At 58.8% G+C, this 19,896-nt stretch carries 19 protein-coding genes; 3 read left to right on the top strand and 16 right to left on the bottom strand.

Annotation, left to right across the window (positions count from 1 at the left end):
• Positions 1-50: 50 nt before the first annotated feature.
• On the top strand, positions 51-1,409 hold the full coding sequence (locus PUP35_RS02765) for an esterase-like activity of phytase family protein (protein ID WP_274241903.1): 1,359 nt from the start codon (positions 51-53) through the stop codon (positions 1,407-1,409).
• Between the two features lie 62 nt (positions 1,410-1,471).
• Here the strand turns inward: PUP35_RS02765 and yjiA are convergent, their stop codons facing one another.
• The 14 genes from yjiA to hpaG all read right to left on the bottom strand — a co-directional run bounded on the left by yjiA (position 1,472) and on the right by hpaG (position 16,335).
• The gene (yjiA, locus tag PUP35_RS02770) at positions 1,472-2,425 is read right to left on the bottom strand and encodes a GTPase (protein WP_274241904.1); all 954 of its coding nucleotides are present in this window, start codon (positions 2,423-2,425) and stop codon (positions 1,472-1,474) included.
• 10 nt (positions 2,426-2,435) lie between these two features.
• Positions 2,436-2,639 (bottom strand): YbdD/YjiX family protein, encoded by a 204-nt coding sequence (locus tag PUP35_RS02775; RefSeq protein ID WP_003856610.1) that lies wholly within the window; start codon positions 2,637-2,639, stop codon positions 2,436-2,438.
• A gap of 65 nt (positions 2,640-2,704) precedes the next feature.
• Positions 2,705-4,858, bottom strand: coding sequence for a carbon starvation CstA family protein (locus PUP35_RS02780; protein WP_111964124.1), 2,154 nt, complete (start codon positions 4,856-4,858; stop codon positions 2,705-2,707).
• Positions 4,859-5,049: 191 nt separating this feature from the next.
• On the bottom strand, positions 5,050-5,967 hold the full coding sequence (locus PUP35_RS02785; RefSeq protein ID WP_274241905.1) for a helix-turn-helix transcriptional regulator: 918 nt from the start codon (positions 5,965-5,967) through the stop codon (positions 5,050-5,052).
• A 179-nt stretch (positions 5,968-6,146) separates the two neighbouring features.
• Positions 6,147-6,659: a 4-hydroxyphenylacetate 3-monooxygenase reductase subunit gene (locus tag PUP35_RS02790; RefSeq protein ID WP_111964122.1), complete on the bottom strand. Its 513-nt coding sequence runs from the start codon at positions 6,657-6,659 to the stop codon at positions 6,147-6,149.
• Between the two features lie 17 nt (positions 6,660-6,676).
• The gene (gene hpaB, locus PUP35_RS02795; protein WP_274241906.1) at positions 6,677-8,239 is read right to left on the bottom strand and encodes a 4-hydroxyphenylacetate 3-monooxygenase, oxygenase component; all 1,563 of its coding nucleotides are present in this window, start codon (positions 8,237-8,239) and stop codon (positions 6,677-6,679) included.
• A gap of 195 nt (positions 8,240-8,434) precedes the next feature.
• Complete coding sequence (gene hpaA / locus PUP35_RS02800; protein WP_274241907.1) at positions 8,435-9,325, bottom strand: 4-hydroxyphenylacetate catabolism regulatory protein HpaA; 891 nt, start codon at positions 9,323-9,325, stop codon at positions 8,435-8,437.
• Positions 9,297-10,649, bottom strand: coding sequence for a 4-hydroxyphenylacetate permease (gene hpaX, locus PUP35_RS02805; RefSeq protein ID WP_274241908.1), 1,353 nt, complete (start codon positions 10,647-10,649; stop codon positions 9,297-9,299). The genes hpaA and hpaX overlap by 29 nt, the downstream gene beginning before the upstream one ends.
• Positions 10,650-10,670: 21 nt before the next feature.
• The gene (gene hpaI / locus PUP35_RS02810) at positions 10,671-11,468 is read right to left on the bottom strand and encodes a 4-hydroxy-2-oxoheptanedioate aldolase (protein ID WP_274241909.1); all 798 of its coding nucleotides are present in this window, start codon (positions 11,466-11,468) and stop codon (positions 10,671-10,673) included.
• Positions 11,469-11,477: 9 nt separating this feature from the next.
• Complete coding sequence (gene hpaH / locus PUP35_RS02815) at positions 11,478-12,281, bottom strand: 2-oxo-hept-4-ene-1,7-dioate hydratase (protein WP_024908290.1); 804 nt, start codon at positions 12,279-12,281, stop codon at positions 11,478-11,480.
• A gap of 69 nt (positions 12,282-12,350) precedes the next feature.
• A complete protein-coding gene (locus tag PUP35_RS02820) occupies positions 12,351-12,731 on the bottom strand; it encodes a 5-carboxymethyl-2-hydroxymuconate Delta-isomerase (protein WP_127729512.1) in 381 nt (126 codons plus the stop codon).
• 9 nt (positions 12,732-12,740) lie between these two features.
• Complete coding sequence (hpaD, locus tag PUP35_RS02825; protein ID WP_133293729.1) at positions 12,741-13,592, bottom strand: 3,4-dihydroxyphenylacetate 2,3-dioxygenase; 852 nt, start codon at positions 13,590-13,592, stop codon at positions 12,741-12,743.
• A gap of 2 nt (positions 13,593-13,594) precedes the next feature.
• Positions 13,595-15,061, bottom strand: coding sequence for a 5-carboxymethyl-2-hydroxymuconate semialdehyde dehydrogenase (hpaE, locus tag PUP35_RS02830; protein WP_008502108.1), 1,467 nt, complete (start codon positions 15,059-15,061; stop codon positions 13,595-13,597).
• Positions 15,058-16,335, bottom strand: a complete 1,278-nt coding sequence (hpaG, locus tag PUP35_RS02835; protein ID WP_274241910.1) for a 4-hydroxyphenylacetate degradation bifunctional isomerase/decarboxylase — start codon at positions 16,333-16,335, stop codon at positions 15,058-15,060. Before hpaG ends, hpaE begins: the two co-directional genes overlap by 4 nt.
• A gap of 270 nt (positions 16,336-16,605) precedes the next feature.
• On the opposite strand from hpaG, the gene hpaR reads away from it, so the two are divergent.
• A complete protein-coding gene (gene hpaR, locus PUP35_RS02840) occupies positions 16,606-17,046 on the top strand; it encodes a homoprotocatechuate degradation operon regulator HpaR (protein WP_023334396.1) in 441 nt (146 codons plus the stop codon).
• 83 nt (positions 17,047-17,129) lie between these two features.
• Complete coding sequence (tsr, locus tag PUP35_RS02845) at positions 17,130-18,794, top strand: methyl-accepting chemotaxis protein (protein WP_149367760.1); 1,665 nt, start codon at positions 17,130-17,132, stop codon at positions 18,792-18,794.
• A 92-nt stretch (positions 18,795-18,886) separates the two neighbouring features.
• Here the strand turns inward: tsr and PUP35_RS02850 are convergent, their stop codons facing one another.
• Both PUP35_RS02850 and PUP35_RS02855 read right to left on the bottom strand, forming a co-directional pair.
• Positions 18,887-19,393 (bottom strand): GNAT family N-acetyltransferase, encoded by a 507-nt coding sequence (locus PUP35_RS02850; protein ID WP_271368922.1) that lies wholly within the window; start codon positions 19,391-19,393, stop codon positions 18,887-18,889.
• Positions 19,394-19,422: 29 nt separating this feature from the next.
• Entirely contained in the window at positions 19,423-19,896 is a 474-nt protein-coding gene (locus PUP35_RS02855; RefSeq protein ID WP_023615762.1) for a hypothetical protein, read from the bottom strand.

The raw sequence follows: 19,896 nt of genomic DNA on the forward strand, positions 1-19,896 counted from the left end.
GACACGTTCCTTCTTTACGTTGTTGGCTTCACTTCCTGGACACTAACAATATGAAAAGAAAAATTATTCCTGTGCTAATCGGCTGTGCGCTCTCTTTCTCTGGCCTGGCGGCGCAGCCCACTGCTGAGCGCTATGTCGTCAGCTTCCCTGAAGGCTCCCACGTGAGCTACAGCGGCGCGTTTGCCAGCGCGTTTCCAAACGGACTCCCTGTGGGAATCGGCTCCGGCCTGCTGTTTACGGGCAAGCAGGGCGACGCCCTGACCTTTGCGACCGTGACCGATCGCGGTCCAAACGCCGATGCGCCAAAAATGGGTAAAAGCGAAGCCAAAATATTTGTCACGCCGGATTTCGCGCCGCTGCTGATGACCATCCGCGTCCAGAACGGCAAAGCGGAGGCGGTTGATGCCCGCCCGCTGCATGACGATAAAGGCGAGATTAACGGTCTGCCGCTGCAAAGCGGCGTGATTGGCTCCACCAATGAAGTGGCGTTCAGCGATACCTTAAAGACGCTCAAGGGTGACAACCGTGGCCTGGACACGGAAGGCATCACCCCGGACGGAAAAGGCGGCTACTGGCTGTGCGACGAATATGGTCCGTTCCTGATTAACGTCGACAGCAAAGGCAAAATCCTTGCGATCCACGGGCCGCAGGCGGCGGAAGGGGAAAAATCCATCGCGGGCGGTCTGCCAAACATCATCAAATGGCGCCAGCCGAACCGGGGCTTCGAAGGCCTGACCCGGATGCCGGACGGACGCATTATCGCCGCCGTGCAGAGCACGCTGGACATCGACGGTAAGAGCAAAAAGCAGGCGCTGTTTACGCGTCTGGTGAGCTTCGATCCGGCAACCGGCAAAACCGCAATGTACGGTTACCCCATCGACAGCGCGGCCTACGACAAAAACAGCGACGCCAAAATCGGCGATATCGTGGCGCTTGATGACCAGCACATCCTGCTGATTGAGCAGGGAAGCGATAAAAACGACGGAATGCGTAACCTGATTTACAAGGTGGATCTCAGCAAGGCGAGCGACCTTTCCGCCTTCGACAAGCCGGGCGAGTACCCTGAGTTTGATGATGAGAAAACCCTGGCGCAGCGCGGCATTACCCTTGCGGCTAAAACGCAGGTCGTCGATTTGCGCGCGTTGGGCTGGCAGCAGGAGAAGGCCGAAGGGCTGGCGCTGATCGACAGCAAAACGCTTGCGGTGGCGAACGATAACGACTTTGGCGTAAAGGTAGCGATGCAAAACCCGGTCGAGGGCAAGAAGCTCAAGGATTATCGGGTGAACGCGGAAGGCAAGCTGACGCTGGATGATAAACCGGTGGAAACCACGCTCAGCGTGAAGCCGCTGAAGAAGCCGGAGTCGGACAGCGAGCTGTGGATTGTGACGCTGCCGGAGGCGGTGAAATAAGTTTACCGCTTACCCCTCACCCTAGCCCTCTCCCCATAGGGGAGAGGGGATGTTCGATGCGGTTATTTCTTCAGACCCGCAAACGCCGCCCGAATTTCTTCCTCCGGCAGTTGGATGCCAATAAACACCATCACGCTGTGCGGCGCTTCATCGCCCCACGGTCGGTCCCAGTCGGCGCTGTACAGGCGCTGCACGCCCTGGAATAGCAGGCGGTTGGGTTCGCCGTCAATCCACAGCATTCCTTTGTAGCGCAGCAGCCTGTCGGCAAACGACAGCAGCAGGTTTTCCATCACGCGGGAGACTTCGCTGATATCCACCGGATAATCCAGCTCTACCACAATCGACGCCACGTCGTTTTGCTTGTCTCCCATAAAGTGGAAGCGCGGTTTCGCGGTGACGTTCTCCTCCAGCATAAAGCCGTTGGTGTTGAACAGCTGAGACAGGTCGATATCGCCGTGCGTCACCGTGTAAATCGGCGCGCGGGAGTTAATGCGGGTCAGGCGCTCGCGAAGCTTTTCGCTTTCGCCCGCCACGTCGGTTTTGGTCAGCAGGATGCGGTCGGCGTAGCCCACCTGAGACTGGGCGATGGTGAACTGGTTCATCTGTTCGTCGGCGTGGACCGCATCAACCAGGGCAATCACGCCGTCCAGCAGATAGCGCTGACAAAGGATCTCATGGGAGAAAAAGGTCTGAATAATCGGGCCGGGATCGGCCATGCCGGTGCACTCGATCACCAGGCGGTCAAAGTCGATTTCCCCGCGATCGCGGCTGTCGAGCAGGTCCAGCAGGGCATCTTCTAATTCGTTAGAGCGGGTGCAGCAGATGCAGCCGTTGGTCAGGGTTTTGATCTGCGTGGCGCGATCGCCAATCAGCTGGTCGTCTACGGAGACTTTGCCAAATTCGTTTTCGATGACGGCGATTTTGAAGCCGTGCTGCTCGTTCAGAATGTGGCGCAGCAGGGTGGTTTTACCGGCGCCGAGGAAACCGGTCAGCAGGGTAACGGCAATCGGGGTCATGGTCTCTCCTTTAGCAGCAGCGGACGCCGCCTTCTCCACTTCCGCCGTAGCGCGCTTCCTGACGCTCGCGGAAGAATTCAGTGTAGGTCATGTACGGCTTATCCGGATGGTTGGTCTTCATATGCTCAACGTAGTTGTCATAGTCCGGAATGCCAATCAGCATTTTCGCCGCCTGACCGAGGTATTTTTTTGCTTCGCCTAAGTTACCAAACATAACGGGTCCTGATAAGAAAAAGCCCGGTGGCGCGCAGCGATCCGGGCCTGGAGTGACATGCTGGATTAATGGTGTGAAGAAGTCTTCACGCCGCCTTCAGGCACCGGCACGTACGGGGTTTCTTTGTCCGTACGGCCGTCGGCGTTACGCACTTTCAGCCAGGTTTTGATGCCATAGAAGATGATGCTGTACACCACCACCAGGAACAGAATGCTCAGACCCGCGTTAGTGTAGTTGTTCACCACGATATGGTTCATGTTGGCAATCTGCTGGGCGGTCAGATCCGCGCCGCCTGCGGCAATCTTCTCTTTGTACTGGTTAGCCATGAAGAAGAAGCCTTCCAGCTGCGGGTTGGCGCTGAACAGCTTCAGGCCAAGCGCCCAGGTGGTGCAGAGCAGCAGCCACAGCGCAGGGACCACGGTGACCCAGATGTATTTGGTGCGTTTCATCTTCACGAGGACAACGGTACCGAGCACCAGAGCTACAGCCGCCAGCATCTGGTTAGAGATACCGAACAGCGGCCACAGGCTCTTCACGCCGCCGAGCGGGTCGACAACGCCCTGATACAGCAGGTAGCCCCACAGGCCGACGCAGCCCGCCGTACCCAGAATGCCCGCTACCAGAGAGTCGGTTTTCTTCAGGAACGGCACGAAGTTACCCAGCAGATCCTGCAGCATGAAGCGACCCGCACGGGTACCTGCATCCAGCGCGGTGAGGATGAACAACGCTTCGAACAGAATACCGAAGTGGTACCAGAAGCCCATGTCCGCCCACGGCAGCACTTTGTGGAACACGTGTGCAATACCGACAGCCAGCGTAGGAGCGCCACCGGCGCGGTTCAGCACGGACGGTTCGCCGATGTCCTTCGCGGTCTGCATGATCTGCTCAGGCGAAATCACGAAGCCCCAGGAGCTGACGGTCGCCGCCGCGTGTGCGCTGGCGTCTTTCAGCTGCGCCATAATCAGCGCCGCGTTGTCGCCGCCCATCTCGTGCAGGTTCGGCATGGTAATACCGAGGCCCGCCGGAGGGGTGTTCATTGCGAAGTACAGACCCGGTTCGATGATGGACGCGGCAACCAGCGCCATGATCGCCACGAAGGACTCCATCAGCATGGCGCCGTAGCCGATCAGGCGTGCGTCTTTCTCGTTTGCCAGCAGCTTAGGCGTGGTACCGGAGGAGATCAGGGCGTGGAAGCCGGAGACCGCACCGCAGGCGATGGTGATGAACAGGAACGGGAACAGGGCGCCTTTCCACAGCGGACCGGTACCGTCGATGTACTGGGTCACCGCCGGCATTTTCAGTTCAGGGTTGATGATCACAATCCCGATTGCCAGCCCGACGATCACGCCGATTTTCAGGAAGGTCGCCAGGTAGTCGCGCGGGGCCAGAATCAGCCAGACCGGCAGCAGCGCGGAGATAAACGCATAGCCAATCAGCGCGAAGGTGATGGTGGTGTCCTTGAAGGTCAGCGCCGGGCCCCAGTACGGGTCGTGCGCGATGACGCCGCCGAAGTAGATAGAGGCCACCAGCAGCACGATACCAATTACCGACACCTCACCTACGCGTCCCGGTCTCAGGAAGCGCATGTAGATACCCATGAACAGCGCAATCGGCACGGTTGAGCAGACGGTGAAGACGCCCCACGGACTTTCGGCCAGGGCTTTCACCACGATCAGGGCCAGCACCGCGAGGATGATGATCATGATCAGGAAGCAGCCGAACAGGGCGATAGTTCCCGGCACGCGGCCCATCTCCTCTTTGACCATCTCACCCAGAGAGGCGCCGTTACGGCGAGAAGAGATAAACAGCACCATAAAGTCCTGCACCGCACCGGCCAGCACCACGCCCGCCAGCAGCCAGAGCGTACCCGGCAGGTAGCCCATCTGCGCGGCCAGTACCGGGCCGACCAGCGGGCCAGCACCGGCGATAGCGGCAAAGTGGTGACCAAACAGCACGTAGCGGTTGGTTGGCACGTAGTTCAGGCCGTCATTGTTAATGACCGCCGGAGTGGCGCGCGTTGGGTCGAGCTTCATGACCTTCTGCGCGATGTATAAGCTGTAGTAGCGATAAGCCACAAGATAGACGGAAACGGACGCGACCACGATCCACAGGGCGCTTACGTGTTCGCCCCGGCGTAAGGCGACAACCGCCAGACAAAAAGCGCCGAGGATCCCGAGTAAGGCCCAGGGCACGTGCTTCAGTAGTTTTTTAGTATCCATAGTAAGACCTGGTTTTTTATGTAAAGAAAAAAGGGTCAGGGTTCGTTGTGAGGAGGTATTGATTAATGCTGCAGCGATCGTGCCAGATCAACGCGCGCGTAAAGGACGGTAAATGAATGAGTGGTTGAAAGTGCCGGGTGAGCGGTCAAAGGGGGCGACGAGCGGTTTCGGCTCGCCGCCAGTGGGCTAAATTATGTGATTGAGATCACTTGATTATTCGTGTTGCGTTCCACTGCCAGATAATTCTCCAGCGTTCTGATGAGCTTCTCCTTCAGCCAGCTCGGTTCCAGTATCTGAATATGGGGGAGCCAGTAGAACAGCAGCGGCAGGATCTGGTTCTCGTGTGCCGCCTGGCAGCGCAGCGTGACGCCGCCCTGTTGCTCCTCCAGCAGCTCCTGTTCCGGCAGAAGATCGCGGCGCAGGAAGTAATGTGAAATATTATCTTTAATAAATATTTTCACTGCGAAAGTATCTTCAGATACCCAAGGGTCGAGGCTTTTCTCCAGCAGCTCAAGGACATTTTCTTCAGGAGTGAAGGTCGTTTTCTGAATATCAAACCAGCTAATCTGGCTCAAGGAGAAGGATTTCAGGCGGCTATTTTCGGTGGCTTGTAAATACCATATATTTTTTTTGTTAATGAGTTTATAGGGATTAATCAGACGGGTTTTACCCTTATAAACGATCTGACAAACATTATGGTTTTTAATCGATTTCTCGATTTTCGTTAAATGACGGCGAATATCACGCTCTACCGTGTGTTCTGCTTCATTGCCAAGAATAAGAATATGGTTTTCGTCAACGCGCGTTTCAAGCTTCTGCCAGAATTCCGTATTTCTTTCAGGGAAAAAGCTGTCAGCATTCAGGAAGTTAGCAAGGGTGTGATGTAAGCCTTGTCCGCCGGGCGATTGTGCAGAATGGATCAGCCGATATAGCCCGTTACCGAAATGTTCAACAATGGGAGAGAGGGCATTTAAATCCCGGTAGACGGTACGCTCGGTAATTTTAAATTTCTCCATTAGCGCACTGCGGTTTACCACACCGTTTAAATGTAGCTCAACCAGAATATCGACTAGACGTTCAGCCGAGCGGCTACGCGTCGTTTTAGCCATAAGGTCATCCTGTATATTTAGGTATGCGCTGAATGATGCGGATGCACTGACAGGTAGTGTCAGTATTCAGTCACAGAAAATTTCTCTTATGGCTATATAACGGCGTGTTTTAGGGGAAACCTTAGGAGTTTTTGTAGAAAGCGGCGCTGGCCGGAAAAAAAGGCCAGCGCGAAGGGGCATCACAAGGCGGCTTCTGCCTCCAGCATGACCGGGTGGAAACGGCGCCTGAAGTAGATCAGGCCGTGTCCCGCGTCACTCAGGATAATGTTTTTAACTTCAACAAGGTAGACAAGATGCGTGCCGATGGTTTGCACCTGGCTAATCTCACCTTCAAGGCTGGCGAGCGCACCCTTGAGCACAGGCTGCGCCAGCGGCCCTTTCTGCCAGCAGGAGAGTGCAAAGCGCTCTTCCATCGTCATACCGGTCATCCCGGCGAAATGGCGAGCCATGATCTCCTGCTCGTGGTTCAGCACGTTAACGCACAGCCTGCCGTTGCCCTGGAATACCGGGTTCATAGCGCTGTTGGCGTTGATGCACACCATCACCGACGGCGGGGTGTCTGTGACCGAACAGACGGCGGTGGCGGTAATGCCGCAGCGGCCCGCCTCACCCTCGGTGGTGACCACGTTTACCGCCGCCGACAGGCTACTCATTGCGTCGCGAAAACGCAGGCGTTGTTCATCTGAATGCATTGCAACCTCCCGCTGCGCTATTTCAGCAGCTTGTCGAGCATGTTGATATCGCTGTTGTTGTGCAGGTGCGGTACGGTCCAGCCGTGCTGGTCGTATTCGGACATGCAGCGGTCGACCATCGCCATCATCTTGTCCATGTTGCCGGAGCTCTGCGCCTGGCGCAGACACTGCAGGCGAATTTCATCCTGGCTGCCGGAGTAGTTAATTTCGTACAGCTCGTGACGACCGCCGAACTCGCTGCCGATGGCGTCCCACATCAGTTTCAAAATCTTGATACGTTCAACGTGATCCATGCCGTTGGAGCCGCGCACGTATTTCGCCAGATACTGGTCGATCTGCGGATTGTTCAGATCCCGGGCGCTGGACGGCAGGTAAATCAGGCCGGACGTCACGTTACTCTCGATGATGTTCTTGATTTTGGCGTAGGCCATCGGCGCCATCACGCGGTAGGTTTGCAGCGCGGCGTGATCCGGCAGATACGCGCCGTTGACCCACGGGGTGGCTTCGGAACACATGGAGTCGCTCAGCGCCCAGAACATGTTGCGCCAGGCCACCACTTCGCCGAGATCTGCCTGCACGCCGCGGAACTCCAGGGTACCGGTGCACTCCAGGGATTTCTTCAGCAGGGCGGTGATGAAGTCGAGTTTTACCGCCAGACGCACGCAGGCCTGCAGCGGGTACATGCGGGCGAAACCGCCTTCCATCGTCCAGCGACGGCAGCGGTCGAAATCGCGGTAGATCAGTACGTTTTCCCACGGGATAAGCACGTGATCCATCACCAGGATCGCGTCGTTCTCGTCAAAGCGGCTAGAGAGCGGGTAGTCGTAAGGGGAGCCGGTCGCGCCTGCCACCATCTCGTAAGAGGCGCGGGAGATCAGCTTCACGCCCTCGGCATCCATCGGCGCGACGAACATCAGCGCGAAGTCAGGGTTTTCGCCCATCACCTGCGCGGAGCCGAAGCCGATCATGTTGTAGTGGGTCAGGGCGGAGTTGGTGGCCACCACTTTCGCGCCGCTGACGATAATCCCGGCGTCGGTCTCTTTCTCCAGCTTGATGTAGACGTCTTTCACCTCGTCTGCCGGCTTGTGGCGGTCGATCGGCGGGTTAACGATGGCGTGGTTGAAGTACAGGCCGGTTTCCTGAATGCGGGTGTACCAGTTGCGGGCGTTCTGTTCGAACTGGCCGTAGAAGGCCGGGTTAGCGCCGAGCGCGCAGCCGAAAGCGGCTTTGTAGTCCGGCGTGCGGCCCATCCAGCCGTAGCTAAGGCGCGACCATTCGGCGATGGCATCGCGCTGCTGGCGCAGGTCGTCGGCGCTTTTCGCCACGCGGAAGAACTTGTGGGTATAGCCGCCGCTGCCGGTGTCGGTGCCCCAGCACAGCGTGTCCTGCATGTCCGGCTTGTGCAGCGCGTCGTACATCTGCGCGATGGAGGCCGCCGCATTGCGAAACGCCGGATGGGTGGTGACGTCTTTGACGCGCTCGCCGTAGATATAAATCTCACGACCGTCCTGCAGGCTTTTTAAATACTCTTCGCCGGTTAACGGGCGTTTGGCGTCTGCGCGGAACTCTTCAGGCTTCATAGGGACCTCGTATCGGAATAGTGTTGTTAAATTTATGTTTTGTTTTTGTTGTTTAATTGAAGCCTGAGAGGGACGTAACGTGAAGGGACGATTGGGACAACGACGGGTACTTTTCGGGTGGGATGTGGTTTTGTGATCTGTGCGGCTTTTCGGCGGGTGGCGCTACGCTTACCCGCCCTACGAACCGTGATGCGTTCAGGAAACCGGTACTTTCTGCGCCCGATATGCGCTGGGCGAGCATCCCACTAAGCGGTTAAAAAAGCGGGCGAAATAGGCCGGATCTTTGAACCCCAGCTGCCAGGCAATCTCGCTGACGGTGCTGTCGGAGAAGAGCAGCAGGCGCCTGGCCTCCCGCAGCTGGCGGTCGAAGATCAGCCGTTTTGGCGGACGGTTGGCGAAGCGGCGGCAGATATCGGTCAGGCGGGATTCGGTCAGGTGCAGCTCGCTGGCGTATTCCGGCACCGTCCAGTGCTGGTGGTAGTGGGTGTCGATCAGCTGGGTAAAGCGCTGGAACAGCTTCAGCTCGCCGCGCATGCCGCCCGAAGCGTGGTCGTCGAGCTTCGCATTGCGCAGCAGCAGGGTAAACACCGCCTGCGCCAGCAGGACCAGGGTATGCCCGCGCCCGGGCAGCTGTTCCGTGGATTCCCGGGCAATCAGCTGCCAGTAGTGCTTCAGCGCCGCCAGCTCGTCCGGCTTATCCGCCAGCGAGAGGCAGATCCCCGGCAGGCCAAACGCCTCCCGCGTGCCGGGGTAGAGCACCTCCAGCAGCGGCCAGATCAGATCCTCACGGACCGTCAGAACGTGTCCGTCGCTGTCGGATTCGGTGATAAACGCGTGCGGCACCGACGGCGGCGTGAGGACGAACAGCGGGGCCTGCACCGAATAGCGGTGATCGTCGAGCTGGAGCTCAATCTGCCCGGTATCGAGAAAGTGCATCTGAAAGTACTGGTCGTGACGATGCGCCTGCATGTCGCGGCCAAAAAAGGCCGCCATGCGGGCGAACGACTGGTAGTGCACATCGTCGGTGCCCAGACTTTCGTCGTACTCCTTGCTGATATCAATGTTGGCGATAGGGTTCTGGCACACGATCGTTCCTCTGTTGATCCCGCTGCGTCATCGGAATGCGCGTCAGCACCAGCGCGCCGACCACCAGCAGCCCGGCCACAAACCACAGCCCCGAGCTGAAGCTGCCGGTCGCGTCGCGCAGGATCCCAATCAGCAGCGGGCTGACGGCGGAGCCGACGTTGCCGATGGCGTTGATCACCGCCAGCGCCACCGCGCGGGACTGCAGGCTAATAACCCGATCCGGCGTGGTCCAGAATATCGCCATGGCGGTAAACGATCCGGTTGAGGCCATGATGATGCCAAGCAGCTGGATCAGGCTGTGATCCGTCGCGGAGGCTAGCATCCATCCCGCCGCGGCGAACAGGTACGGCAGGATGGTGTGCTTTTTTCGCTCTTTCATCCTGTCGGAGCGGCGGCTCCACCAGATCATCCCGAGGATGGTGCAGAACTGCGGGATCGCCGCCAGCAGACCGATGACGATGTTGCTGCTTCCCGTGTTAAAGCTTTGCAGGATCTGCGGCGTCCAGATGTTGATCGCACTCAGCGTATTGGTCAGGCAGAAGTAGGCCAGCGTGTAGAGCAGCACCGCCGGGGTCAGCACCTCGCGCAGCGTCGAGCGCGGCGTGACGGATTGGGCAATGGCAACCTCCTGCTCGCGGGCGATCATCGTTTTGAGCGCCTGCTTTTCGTCCTCGTCCAGCCAGGTGGCCTGGTCCGGCGTGTCGTTGAGGTAAAACCAGGTCACTACGCCGAGCACCACCGACGGCAGCCCCTCCAGCAGGAATAGCCACTGCCAGCCCTTGAGATTCCACAGTCCGTCCATCGCCAGAATGTAGCCGGAGAGGATCGAGCCGAGCATCATTGTTACCGGCATGGCGATCATAAACAGCGCGTTGGCGCGGGCGCGGTGATAGGCCGGGAACCACCAGGTGAGGTAGACCAGAATCCCCGGCAGGAAGCCGGCTTCGGCAATGCCCACCAGCATGCGTAAAACATAGAGCGTGTGCGGGCTGGTGGCGAACATGGTGCAGGTAGAGGCAATACCCCACACCACCATGATCCCGGCGATCCAGCGGCGTGCGCCGATCTTCGCCAGCATGATGTTGCTCGGAATGCCGCACAGCACGTAGGTTACGTAAAACAGCGTCGCGGCCAGGCCAAACATGGTTGACGTGAGGCCAAGATCTTTACCCATCGTCAGCCCGGCGAAGCCGATGTTGATGCGATCGAGAAACGAGAAGACAAACAGGATAAAAAGAAAGACGATCAGGCGACGGAACAGCTTGTTAATGGCGCGATGTTCAACAGCTTTATTATCATGGGTTTGCAGGGTAGAGGTCGTCATGGTGCGCTCCAGATCTTACGTTTAGTAGACGGATTTATTGTTATTAACTGACGTAACCGGTTTTTCGATAAAACGTGCCGCCAGCGCTTCCGCGCCGCGGGCGAGCAGAGTGGTGTCGACGCCGACGGCAACAAACAGCGCGCCGAGTTCAAGATAGCGTTTCGCCAGCGGCTCGTTCGCCATCAGGATGCCGGGTGCTTTACCGGCGGCGCGTATCTGCGCGATCGCCTGCTCGATGGCGGCCTGCACCTCCGGGTGCTGCGGATTGCCGGCAAAGCCCATGTCGGCGCTCAGATCCGCCGGGCCGATAAACACGCCGTCGACGCCTTCCACGTCCAGGATCTGCGGCAGGTTTTTCAGCGCCTCGCGGGTTTCAATCTGCACCAGCACGCACATGGCGTCGTTGGCCTGCTGCAGGTAATCGGGAATGCGGTTCCAGCGCGACGCGCGCGCCAGGGCGCTGCCTACCCCGCGAATACCCGCAGGCGGGTAGCGGGTGGCACGTACCGCCAGCCGCGCTTCGTCGGCGTTTTGCACCATCGGCACCAGCAGTGTTTGCGCACCCACGTCCAGCAGCTGTTTGATCTGCACAGGGTCGTTCCACGACGGGCGGACCACCGGCTGGCTGGGATAAGGGGCGATAGCCTGCAGCTGGGTTAAGACGGTCTGCAAGCTGTTCGGCGCGTGCTCGCCGTCGATCAGCAGCCAGTCGAATCCTGCTCCGGCCAGCAGCTCGGCGCTGTAGCTGCTGGTCAGCCCCAGCCATAACCCAATTTGCGGACGGCCTGCTTTCAGTGCCGCTTTAAATGCGTTTTGCATCGTGCTCTCCTAGACAAAGCGGCAGCTGATGGAGCCCATGTTGCCGTAATCGACGTGGAAGGTATCGCCCCTGCTGGCGGGCACCGGGCGGGTAAACGAGCCGCCGAGGATGATTTGCCCCGGCTCAAGCTGCACGTCGTACGGCGCAAGCTTGTTGGCCAGCCACGCCACGCCGTTGGCCGGGTGGTTAAGCACGCCTGCGGCCACGCCGGTCTCTTCGATCACGCCGTTGCGGTAGAGCAGGGCGGAGATCCAGCGCAGGTCCAGTTCGTCGGGCTTAATCGGACGGCCGCCGAGGATAACGCCCGCGTTGGCGGCGTTATCGGAGATGGTGTCGAACACCTTGCGCGGGCGCTGGGTCTCCGGGTCGACGTTGTGGCAGCGGGCGTCGATCAGCTCCAGCGCGGGGATGACGTAGTCCGTGGCGTTGTAGACGTCGAAGATAGTGCAGTTCGGGCCGCGCAGCGGTTTTGCCAGCACGAAGGCTAGCTCCACTTCAATGCGCGGGACGATGAAGCGGTCGACGGGAATGTCGCTGCCGTCGTGGAAGAACATGTCGTCCAGCAGCGCGCCGTAGTCCGGCTCGCTGATCTGCGAGCTGGCCTGCATCGCTTTGGAGGTCAGGCCGATCTTATGGCCCTTCAGCACGCGGCCTTCGGCGATTTTCAGGCTGACCCATTCGCGCTGAACGGCGTAGGCGTCTTCAATGGTAATCTCCGGATAGTCCAGCGAGATCGCGCGGATCTGCTCCCGGGACTGTTCCGCCTGATGCAGACGATGGGCGATCAGGGTATGGGTATGTTTGTCGAGCATGGCGATATCCTGTTTTATGTTTGTTTTCTCCCTCTCCCTAAAGGGGCGAGGAGACTGGCCGTGCCGGTATTACTTAAACAACGCGTGCACGTTGTTCTGTTTGTAATTAAGGGTCGGGTGCAGCTCGTCAAGCTCAAACGACAGCGCCAGGTAGCGGCTCGCCATCAGCTCCGCGAAGTGCGCTTTGATAAGCCCAAACAGCATCTCCCCCACGGCTTCCCGGCTCTCCAGGCTGCGCCCGGCGCCGATCTTCAGCGTCATATGGACAAAGGCGTAATCGTGCCTGCCGTCAGCCATCTGCCAGGTGTCCAGCCAGTGGGCGCGGCTGCGGATACCGCCGAGCGGGAAGATGCCCGTGGCGGCGAGCGCCTCGTTCACTTTGGCGAACAGCCCCGGCAGGTCGGCCTGCTCGCGGATGTTGTCGGTACATTCAGCAATAAAGTGCGGCATGGTGGCTCCTTAGGCGGGCAGCGGGAAAACGGCGTTGACCTGGCCGGTGCCGGAGCTGGCGAACAGCTCGGTGAGAAACTCCACCTTGCCGTCGTATTTGTCCCAGCCGAGCATGCCCAGCAACATCACCGTGTCGTGCATGTTGCCCTCGCCGTAGCAGTAGTCGGCGTACTCCGGCAGCATGCTGCAAAACTCTTTAAACTGACCCTCGCGCCACAGCTTCACCACGCGCTCGTCCATCTGACGGTCGAACTCCCGGGTGTAGCTGTTCATCCCTTCTTCCGCGCGCTGGTCGTCGATAAAGCGGTGCGACAGCGAGCCGCTGGCGAGCACCGCCACGGTGCCGTCGTATTTTTCAATGGCGCTGACGATGGCCTCGCCCAGCCTGCGGCTGTCGGCGAAGTCGTGAACAGTGCAGAACGCTGAAATAGAGACCACCCTGAAGTGCTTATCCGCGTTCATGTAGCGCATCGGCACCAGCGTGCCGTATTCCAGCTTGAGGCTCGGGATGTTGTGCGCTTTGGCGCGCACGCCAAGCTTCACCGCCTCGTCGGCGATGAGCTGGCCGAGTTCCGGATTGCCGTCGTAGTCGTAGGTCATGTCGCGGATAAAGTGCGGCAGCTCGTTGCTGGTGTAGACGCCCGAAAAATGGTCCGCACAGTTGATGTGGTAGGCGCTGTTCACCAGCCAGTGGGTGTCGAAGACGATAATGGTATCGACGCCCAGCTCCCGGCAGCGCTTGCTAATTTCTTTATGACCGTCGATGGCGCCCTGGCGGCAGCCGTGGTTTTTGCCCGGCAGCTCGGAGAGATACATCGACGGTACGTGGGTGATTTTCGCCGCTAACGCTAGTTTACCCATGCTCAGATCCCCCACTTTGGAATCGGATGGTCGCCCATGGAGATGCAGACGTTCTTCATCTCCGCGAATACCTCGAAGCTGTACTCGCCCCCCTCGCGGCCGGTGCCGGAGGCCTTCACGCCGCCAAACGGCTGGCGCAGGTCGCGCACGTTCTGGGTGTTGACGAACACCATACCGGCTTCAATGCTGCGCGCCAGACGCAGCACCTTGCTGACGTCCTGGGTCCAGATGTATGACGCCAGGCCGTATTCCACGTCGTTGGCCAGGCGCAGCCCTTCCGCTTCGTCCTTGAACGGCAGCAGGCAGGCCACCGGCCCGAAGATCTCCTCCTGCGCCACGCGCATGCGGTTGTCGACGTCCGCCAGCACGGTCGGGCGCAGGAAATTGCCGCCCTTCAGGTGCGCAGGCAGGTCGGTCGGTTTGTCCGGGCCGCCCGCCAGCAGGGTTGCGCCTTCCTCGATGCCGAGGCGGATGTAGCCGGAGACTTTTTCCCAGTGCTGTTGGCTAATCAGCGCGCCAATCTGGGTGTTCGGATCGGTCGGGTCGCCCACGCGCAGGCGATTGGCGCGCTCGGCGAAGCGCTTGACGAATTCCGGGTAGATGCTCTGCTGGATAAAGATGCGCGAGCCCGCGGTGCAGCGCTCGCCGTTGATGGAGAAGATGGTGAACAGGGCGGCGTCCAGCGCGCGCTCGATGTCGGCGTCTTCAAAAATCAGTACCGGGGATTTGCCGCCCAGCTCCATGGAGTACTTCTTCAGCCCGGCGTTTTTCATGATGTTGCGCCCGGTGGCGGTGCCGCCGGTGAAAGAGACGGCGCGCACGTCGTGATGCCGCACCAGCGCATCGCCTGCCGTCGCGCCGTAGCCCTGAACGACGTTCAGCACGCCCGCCGGAATACCCGCTTCGAGGGCCAGTTCGCCCAGACGGTCGGCGGTCAGCGGGGAAAGCTCGGACATCTTCAGCACTGCGGTATTACCTAAGGCGAGGCACGGCGCGACCTTCCAGGTGGCGGTCATGAACGGCACGTTCCACGGCGACACCAGCGCGCAGACGCCCACCGGCTGCACCAGGGTATAGTTGAGCATCTTGTCGTCGACCGGGTAGGTTTTGCCGTTCATCTGTTGGCACACCTCGGCGAAAAATTCGAAGTTGTGCGAGGCGCGCGGGATCAGCACGTTTTTGGTCTGGTGGATCGGCAGCCCGGTATCGGCGGTTTCCATGGCGGCGATCTCGGGCACGTTCTGGTCGATCAGATCGCCCAGACGGCGCATTAGGCGCGCGCGCTCCTTCATCGGCAGATTAGCCCACTTCGGAAACGCCTCTTTGGCGGCGGCAACGGCCTGATGGATTTCGGCTTCGCCGCCGGAGGCCACTTCTGCCAGGACCTCGCCGGAGGCCGGGTTAGTGGTGTGGAAGTAGTCGCTGCCCGCGACGTTTTTACCGTTGATCCAGTGGTTAATCTTTTTCATTTTGCCGTCTCCTCACTCACAATTCGGTTCACCAGACGTCCTACGCCCTCCACTTCCACCACTACCTCATCGCCCGGCGCCACGTCGGATAGCCCCTTCGGCGTGCCGGTGGCAATCATGTCGCCCGGCTGCAGGGTCATAAAGTCGCTCAGGTAGGCGATCAGGTACGGGATGCTGAAGATCAGATCCGCCGTGGTGCCTTCCTGACGCAGCTCGCCGTTGACGAAGGTGCGCAGGGCGAGGTTGTGCGGGTCGGGAATGGCTTCTTTTAGCACGACGTTTGGGGAAATGGGGGTCAGCCCGTCGCGGCTTTTCACCCGCAGGTTCGGGCGGTAGTAGTTTTCCAGGTAGTCGCGGATGGCGTAGTCGTTGCAGACCGTATAGCCCGCAACATAGTCCATCGCCTCGGCTTCGCTCACCTTACGCGCCGTTTTGCCGATGACCACCACCAGCTCCGCTTCATAGTGCATGTACTCGATATTGTTCGGGCGCACCGACGTCTGGTTGTCGCCGTTGAAGGTGTTTGGCGCTTTGATAAATACCAGCGGCTCGGTGGGCGGCTTGAAGTCCAGCTCGCTGGCGTGATCGGCATAGTTCAGACCGAGGGCAAACAGCGTGGCGTGCGGCGGCGTGCGGTGCGTGTGAGCGACGTCGCGTTCATCTACCACCGGGTTTTCCAGCGGCGGAAAACCTGCCGCCAGAATACGCACCCGATCGCCCGGACGGATCTCAACGCGGCTGTGCGGGGTACCGAGCAATATCGCATCGCCGGGATTGAGGGTAGCGAACTCGCTCAGGGCGCTCAGCAGTTCGGCTGCGTTACGCTGAAGGTCGGCCGTGTTCCAGTGGTCCGCTTCGCGGCCGTTGATCTCGGTGATGATGGTCAGGTTATCCACGTTACCAACGGCGACCATCTCACCGAGCGGGCAAAATCCGTCACGGCATTTCGCCTTGATGGCAGGGCGGTAGAAGCTCTCTTCCGGCAGGCTCACCTCGTTGGCGAGCGCGTATCCCGCAATGTATTCCGCGGCGTCCTCCACGCGCACCTTGCTGGCGGTTTTGCCCACGACCAGCGCCACCGTCGCGCCGCTCAGCACCGTTTCACCCTGCGGGAAGGGGATCGGCTCGCCCGCGCGGATCACCGTGTTATGCGGTTTGATAAACCACACCGCTGTTTTCGGCGGCGTGTTGTAGGGGGCTTTTTCAAAGGCCTCACGCCAGGCTTCACGCTGGCTTTGATGGTTGAGGGCGACGGCAAAAACGGTACCTTTCATTCACATACTCCTCAGGCCGGATGTCCGGTTTGGATTTCATTAATATGTTAATGATCTGGTTTTATGCTTTTGCTGTTTATTTCGCAATCAGAAGTGAAAAATTTGTGATATGAATAACAATAAATTTACATGTTGGACTTTATTAATATTTAAATCATAGAGTTAATAAAATTGACGGGTTTCTGTTAGACTTTTTGACGGAAAACGCGTTGTTTATAAAAACATCTTTTAGTGATTGTTTACTTGTTAATGATGTGAAGGGGAGACGCTATGCATGATTCATTAACCATCGCGCTGCTGCAGGCGCGGGAAGCGGCGATGTCCTATTTCCGCCCCATCGTGAAGCGCCATAACCTGACCGAGCAGCAGTGGCGCATTGTGCGCGTGCTGGCTGAACATCCGTCGATGGATTTTCACGATCTGGCGTTTCGCACCTGCATCCTGCGTCCCAGCCTGACCGGCATCCTGACGCGGATGGAGCGCGACGGCCTGGTGCTGCGCTTAAAGCCGGTGAACGACCAGCGCAAGCTGTACGTATCGCTGACCAAAGAGGGAAATGCGCTGTATGAACACGCCCAGGCGCAGGTCGAAGAGGCGTATCAGCAGATCGAGGCGGAATACACGCCGGAGAAGATGAAACAGCTGACGGCGCTGCTGGAAGAGTTTATTGAACTCGGAAACCGGCATAACGCAGCGCGGGAAGAAGAGTAAAAACCACAAATTCCAGGATGATTTTCGTAAAGTTTTCCCTTTCCAGGCCGAAAATTCTGTATCTGTCTGAGGAAAGAGAAAACATGTTAAACCGTATCAAGATTGTCACCAGCTTAATGCTGGTTTTAGCGATATTTGGCCTTTTACAACTCACGTCCGGTGGTCTTTTCTTTAATGCCCTTAAGAATGACAAAGAGAATTTCACCGTCCTGCAAACCATTCGCCAGCAACAATCCACGCTGAACGCCAGCTGGGTAGCATTGCTGCAAACCCGTAATACCCTGAACCGTGCGGGTATCCGCTACATGATGGATCAGAGCAATATCGGCAGCGGCGCGACTGTTAACGATTTGATGCAAATCGCGTCGACGTCTCTGAAACAGGCGGAAAAAAACTGGGCTGCCTATGAAGCCCTGCCGCGCGATCCGCGTCAAAGCGATGCGGATGCCATGGAGATCAAGCGTAACTATGATATTTACCACGGCGCGCTGGCGGAGCTGATTCAGCTGCTGGGCGCGGGCAAAATCAACGCCTTCTTCGACCAGCCGACCCAGAGCTATCAGGACGGTTTTGAGAAGCAGTACGTGAGCTACCTGCAGCAGAACGACAAGCTGTATCAGACGGCGGTCGAAGACAGCAACAGCTCCTACAGCCAGGCTATCTGGGTGCTGATTAGCGTCCTGATTGCCGTGCTGGTGGTGATCGTGGCCGTCTGGCTGAACATCAAGCAGACGCTGATCTCTCCGCTGAATCGTCTGATCGACAACATTCGCCATATCGCCAGCGGCGACCTGGTGAAGCGCATTGAGGTTCAGGGCACCAACGAGATGGGTGAACTGGCCGACTCGCTGCGTCATATGCAGGGCGAACTGGTGCGTACCGTTGGAGACGTGCGTAACGGCGCGAATGCGATCTACAGCGGCGCGAGTGAAATCGCGATGGGCAACAATGACCTCTCCTCCCGTACTGAACAGCAGGCCGCTTCCCTGGAAGAGACCGCTGCCAGCATGGAGCAGCTGACGGCGACCGTTAAGCAGAACGCCGAGAACGCTCGTCAGGCAAGCCATCTTGCGCTGAGCGCCTCTGAAACCGCGCAGAAAGGCGGCAAAGTGGTGGACAACGTGGTGCAGACCATGCGCGATATCGCGGGCAGTTCGCAGAAAATCGCCGACATTATCAGCGTGATTGACGGGATTGCCTTCCAGACCAACATTCTGGCACTGAACGCGGCGGTAGAAGCGGCGCGTGCGGGCGAGCAGGGCCGTGGTTTTGCGGTGGTGGCAGGTGAAGTGCGTAACCTGGCCCAGCGCAGCGCCCAGGCGGCACGCGAGATCAAGAGCCTGATCGAAGACTCCGTGGGCCGCGTGGAAGTAGGCTCAACGCTTGTCGAAAGCGCCGGTGAAACCATGGGTGAGATCGTGAATGCGGTAACACGCGTCACGGACATCATGGGTGAAATCGCCTCTGCGTCTGACGAGCAGAGCCGCGGTATCGACCAGGTGGGTCTGGCGGTAGCCGAGATGGATCGCGTGACCCAGCAGAACGCCTCTCTGGTTGAGGAATCTGCCGCAGCGGCGGCCGCACTGGAAGAGCAGGCGAGCCGTCTGACTCAGGCCGTAGCGGTATTCCGCATTCAGCAGGAGCAGATGAAAGCGCGCGAATTCGCTTCTGCGAAAACCGTTGCAGCGCCGGCGATGGCGCGTAAAGCGGTTACCGCTGATGCAGGTGATAACTGGGAAACCTTCTAACGCCGTTTGTTGTGCCGGGTGGCGGCTGCGCCTTACCCGGCCTACGCTTCAGGGTTTTGTAGGCCCGGTAAGCGCAGCGCTACCGCGCGATATTACAGAGGCAGGCGCATGACGCAGCGCGTTTCATACGCGAAGCCGTGCGCTGTCTCTTCTTCCCTTTTCCGACGCAGTTCAGGCGTCAGCGTCGTCATTTTTTCAAACCCCAGCCGAGCATAGAACGGCGCATTCCACGGTACGTTCCTGAACGTCGTCAACGTCAGCGCTGTCAGCCCCCTTTTACGTGCATAGTCTGCCACGCAGGCGATGAGCTGCCTGCCGATCCCTTTTCCCTGCCAGTGCAGATCGACCGAGAGTTCGACAATAAACAGTGATGACGGATGGGCTTCGGCGAGGATAAACCCGACGGGCTGGTCGTTTGCCAGCGCCAGCCAGCTTAGCCCGCGTTCGACATAGCCGAGGTGTTGGTCAGTGGAAATGACCTCGCCATCGGCAAGCCAGGCGAGTTCCGGGTCTTCACGAAAGCGCTCCCCCGCCGCGCGTTCAATGGCGGGCAGGGCGACAACGTCGTTGAGGGTGGTGGAGCGAATGCGAATGGTCATGGCGGCAAGTATAGCCTGATCCGGAGACATTATTCCGAGCAGATCAGCACCGGCGAATAGAAATTGCTGATCACCAGCGCGTCTTCTGGCGTGCGCTCTATTGTCAGGAGCCTTTTATTGCCCAGCGTCAGGCCGGCAACGTATTTTTCAAAGACCCCGGGCGGCATGGCGTCATGGCTAAAACGCTCCACTTTTTGAATAGCAATCTCATACAGTTCGCCCTCCACGTGACGCCATTTAAACATCTCCTGGCGGGAAACCTCCCAGCTGCGCGGGGCATTCACCACGCTGCCGTTAACCGTGATATACCCCGTTTTGTCGGGATGAAAACGCATAATGATCTCACCGTCAAAGGTGAAATCGTGGCTGTCGCGCCGGTCGGAGAAGGTCAGGTTTCCATCGCAGGCCACCGACAGCGGGGGCGTGTGAAAGTACCACGCCGTCACGGCGCCCAGCAGCAGCAGGTTGAGGAACAGGATTAGCCAAACTTTTTTGTGTCTCAT

The organism is Enterobacter sp. S-33, assembly GCF_028735835.1.
Taxonomy (GTDB): domain Bacteria; phylum Pseudomonadota; class Gammaproteobacteria; order Enterobacterales; family Enterobacteriaceae; genus Enterobacter; species Enterobacter vonholyi.

Bases quoted from the DNA above. Each gene is read 5' to 3' on its own strand.
- PUP35_RS02765 (WP_274241903.1), top strand. From the start codon at position 51: ATGAAAAGAAAAATTATTCCTGTGCTAATCGGCTGTGCGCTCTCTTTC.
- yjiA (WP_274241904.1), bottom strand. From the start codon at position 2,425: ATGACCCCGATTGCCGTTACCCTGCTGACCGGTTTCCTCGGCGCCGGT.
- PUP35_RS02775 (WP_003856610.1), bottom strand. From the start codon at position 2,639: ATGTTTGGTAACTTAGGCGAAGCAAAAAAATACCTCGGTCAGGCGGCG.
- PUP35_RS02780 (WP_111964124.1), bottom strand. From the start codon at position 4,858: ATGGATACTAAAAAACTACTGAAGCACGTGCCCTGGGCCTTACTCGGG.
- PUP35_RS02785 (WP_274241905.1), bottom strand. From the start codon at position 5,967: ATGGCTAAAACGACGCGTAGCCGCTCGGCTGAACGTCTAGTCGATATT.
- PUP35_RS02790 (WP_111964122.1), bottom strand. From the start codon at position 6,659: ATGCATTCAGATGAACAACGCCTGCGTTTTCGCGACGCAATGAGTAGC.
- hpaB (WP_274241906.1), bottom strand. From the start codon at position 8,239: ATGAAGCCTGAAGAGTTCCGCGCAGACGCCAAACGCCCGTTAACCGGC.
- hpaX (WP_274241908.1), bottom strand. From the start codon at position 10,649: ATGACGACCTCTACCCTGCAAACCCATGATAATAAAGCTGTTGAACAT.
- hpaI (WP_274241909.1), bottom strand. From the start codon at position 11,468: ATGCAAAACGCATTTAAAGCGGCACTGAAAGCAGGCCGTCCGCAAATT.
- hpaH (WP_024908290.1), bottom strand. From the start codon at position 12,281: ATGCTCGACAAACATACCCATACCCTGATCGCCCATCGTCTGCATCAG.
- PUP35_RS02820 (WP_127729512.1), bottom strand. From the start codon at position 12,731: ATGCCGCACTTTATTGCTGAATGTACCGACAACATCCGCGAGCAGGCC.
- hpaD (WP_133293729.1), bottom strand. From the start codon at position 13,592: ATGGGTAAACTAGCGTTAGCGGCGAAAATCACCCACGTACCGTCGATG.
- hpaE (WP_008502108.1), bottom strand. From the start codon at position 15,061: ATGAAAAAGATTAACCACTGGATCAACGGTAAAAACGTCGCGGGCAGC.
- hpaG (WP_274241910.1), bottom strand. From the start codon at position 16,335: ATGAAAGGTACCGTTTTTGCCGTCGCCCTCAACCATCAAAGCCAGCGT.
- hpaR (WP_023334396.1), top strand. From the start codon at position 16,606: ATGCATGATTCATTAACCATCGCGCTGCTGCAGGCGCGGGAAGCGGCG.
- tsr (WP_149367760.1), top strand. From the start codon at position 17,130: ATGTTAAACCGTATCAAGATTGTCACCAGCTTAATGCTGGTTTTAGCG.
- PUP35_RS02850 (WP_271368922.1), bottom strand. From the start codon at position 19,393: ATGACCATTCGCATTCGCTCCACCACCCTCAACGACGTTGTCGCCCTG.
- PUP35_RS02855 (WP_023615762.1), bottom strand. From the start codon at position 19,896: ATGAGACACAAAAAAGTTTGGCTAATCCTGTTCCTCAACCTGCTGCTG.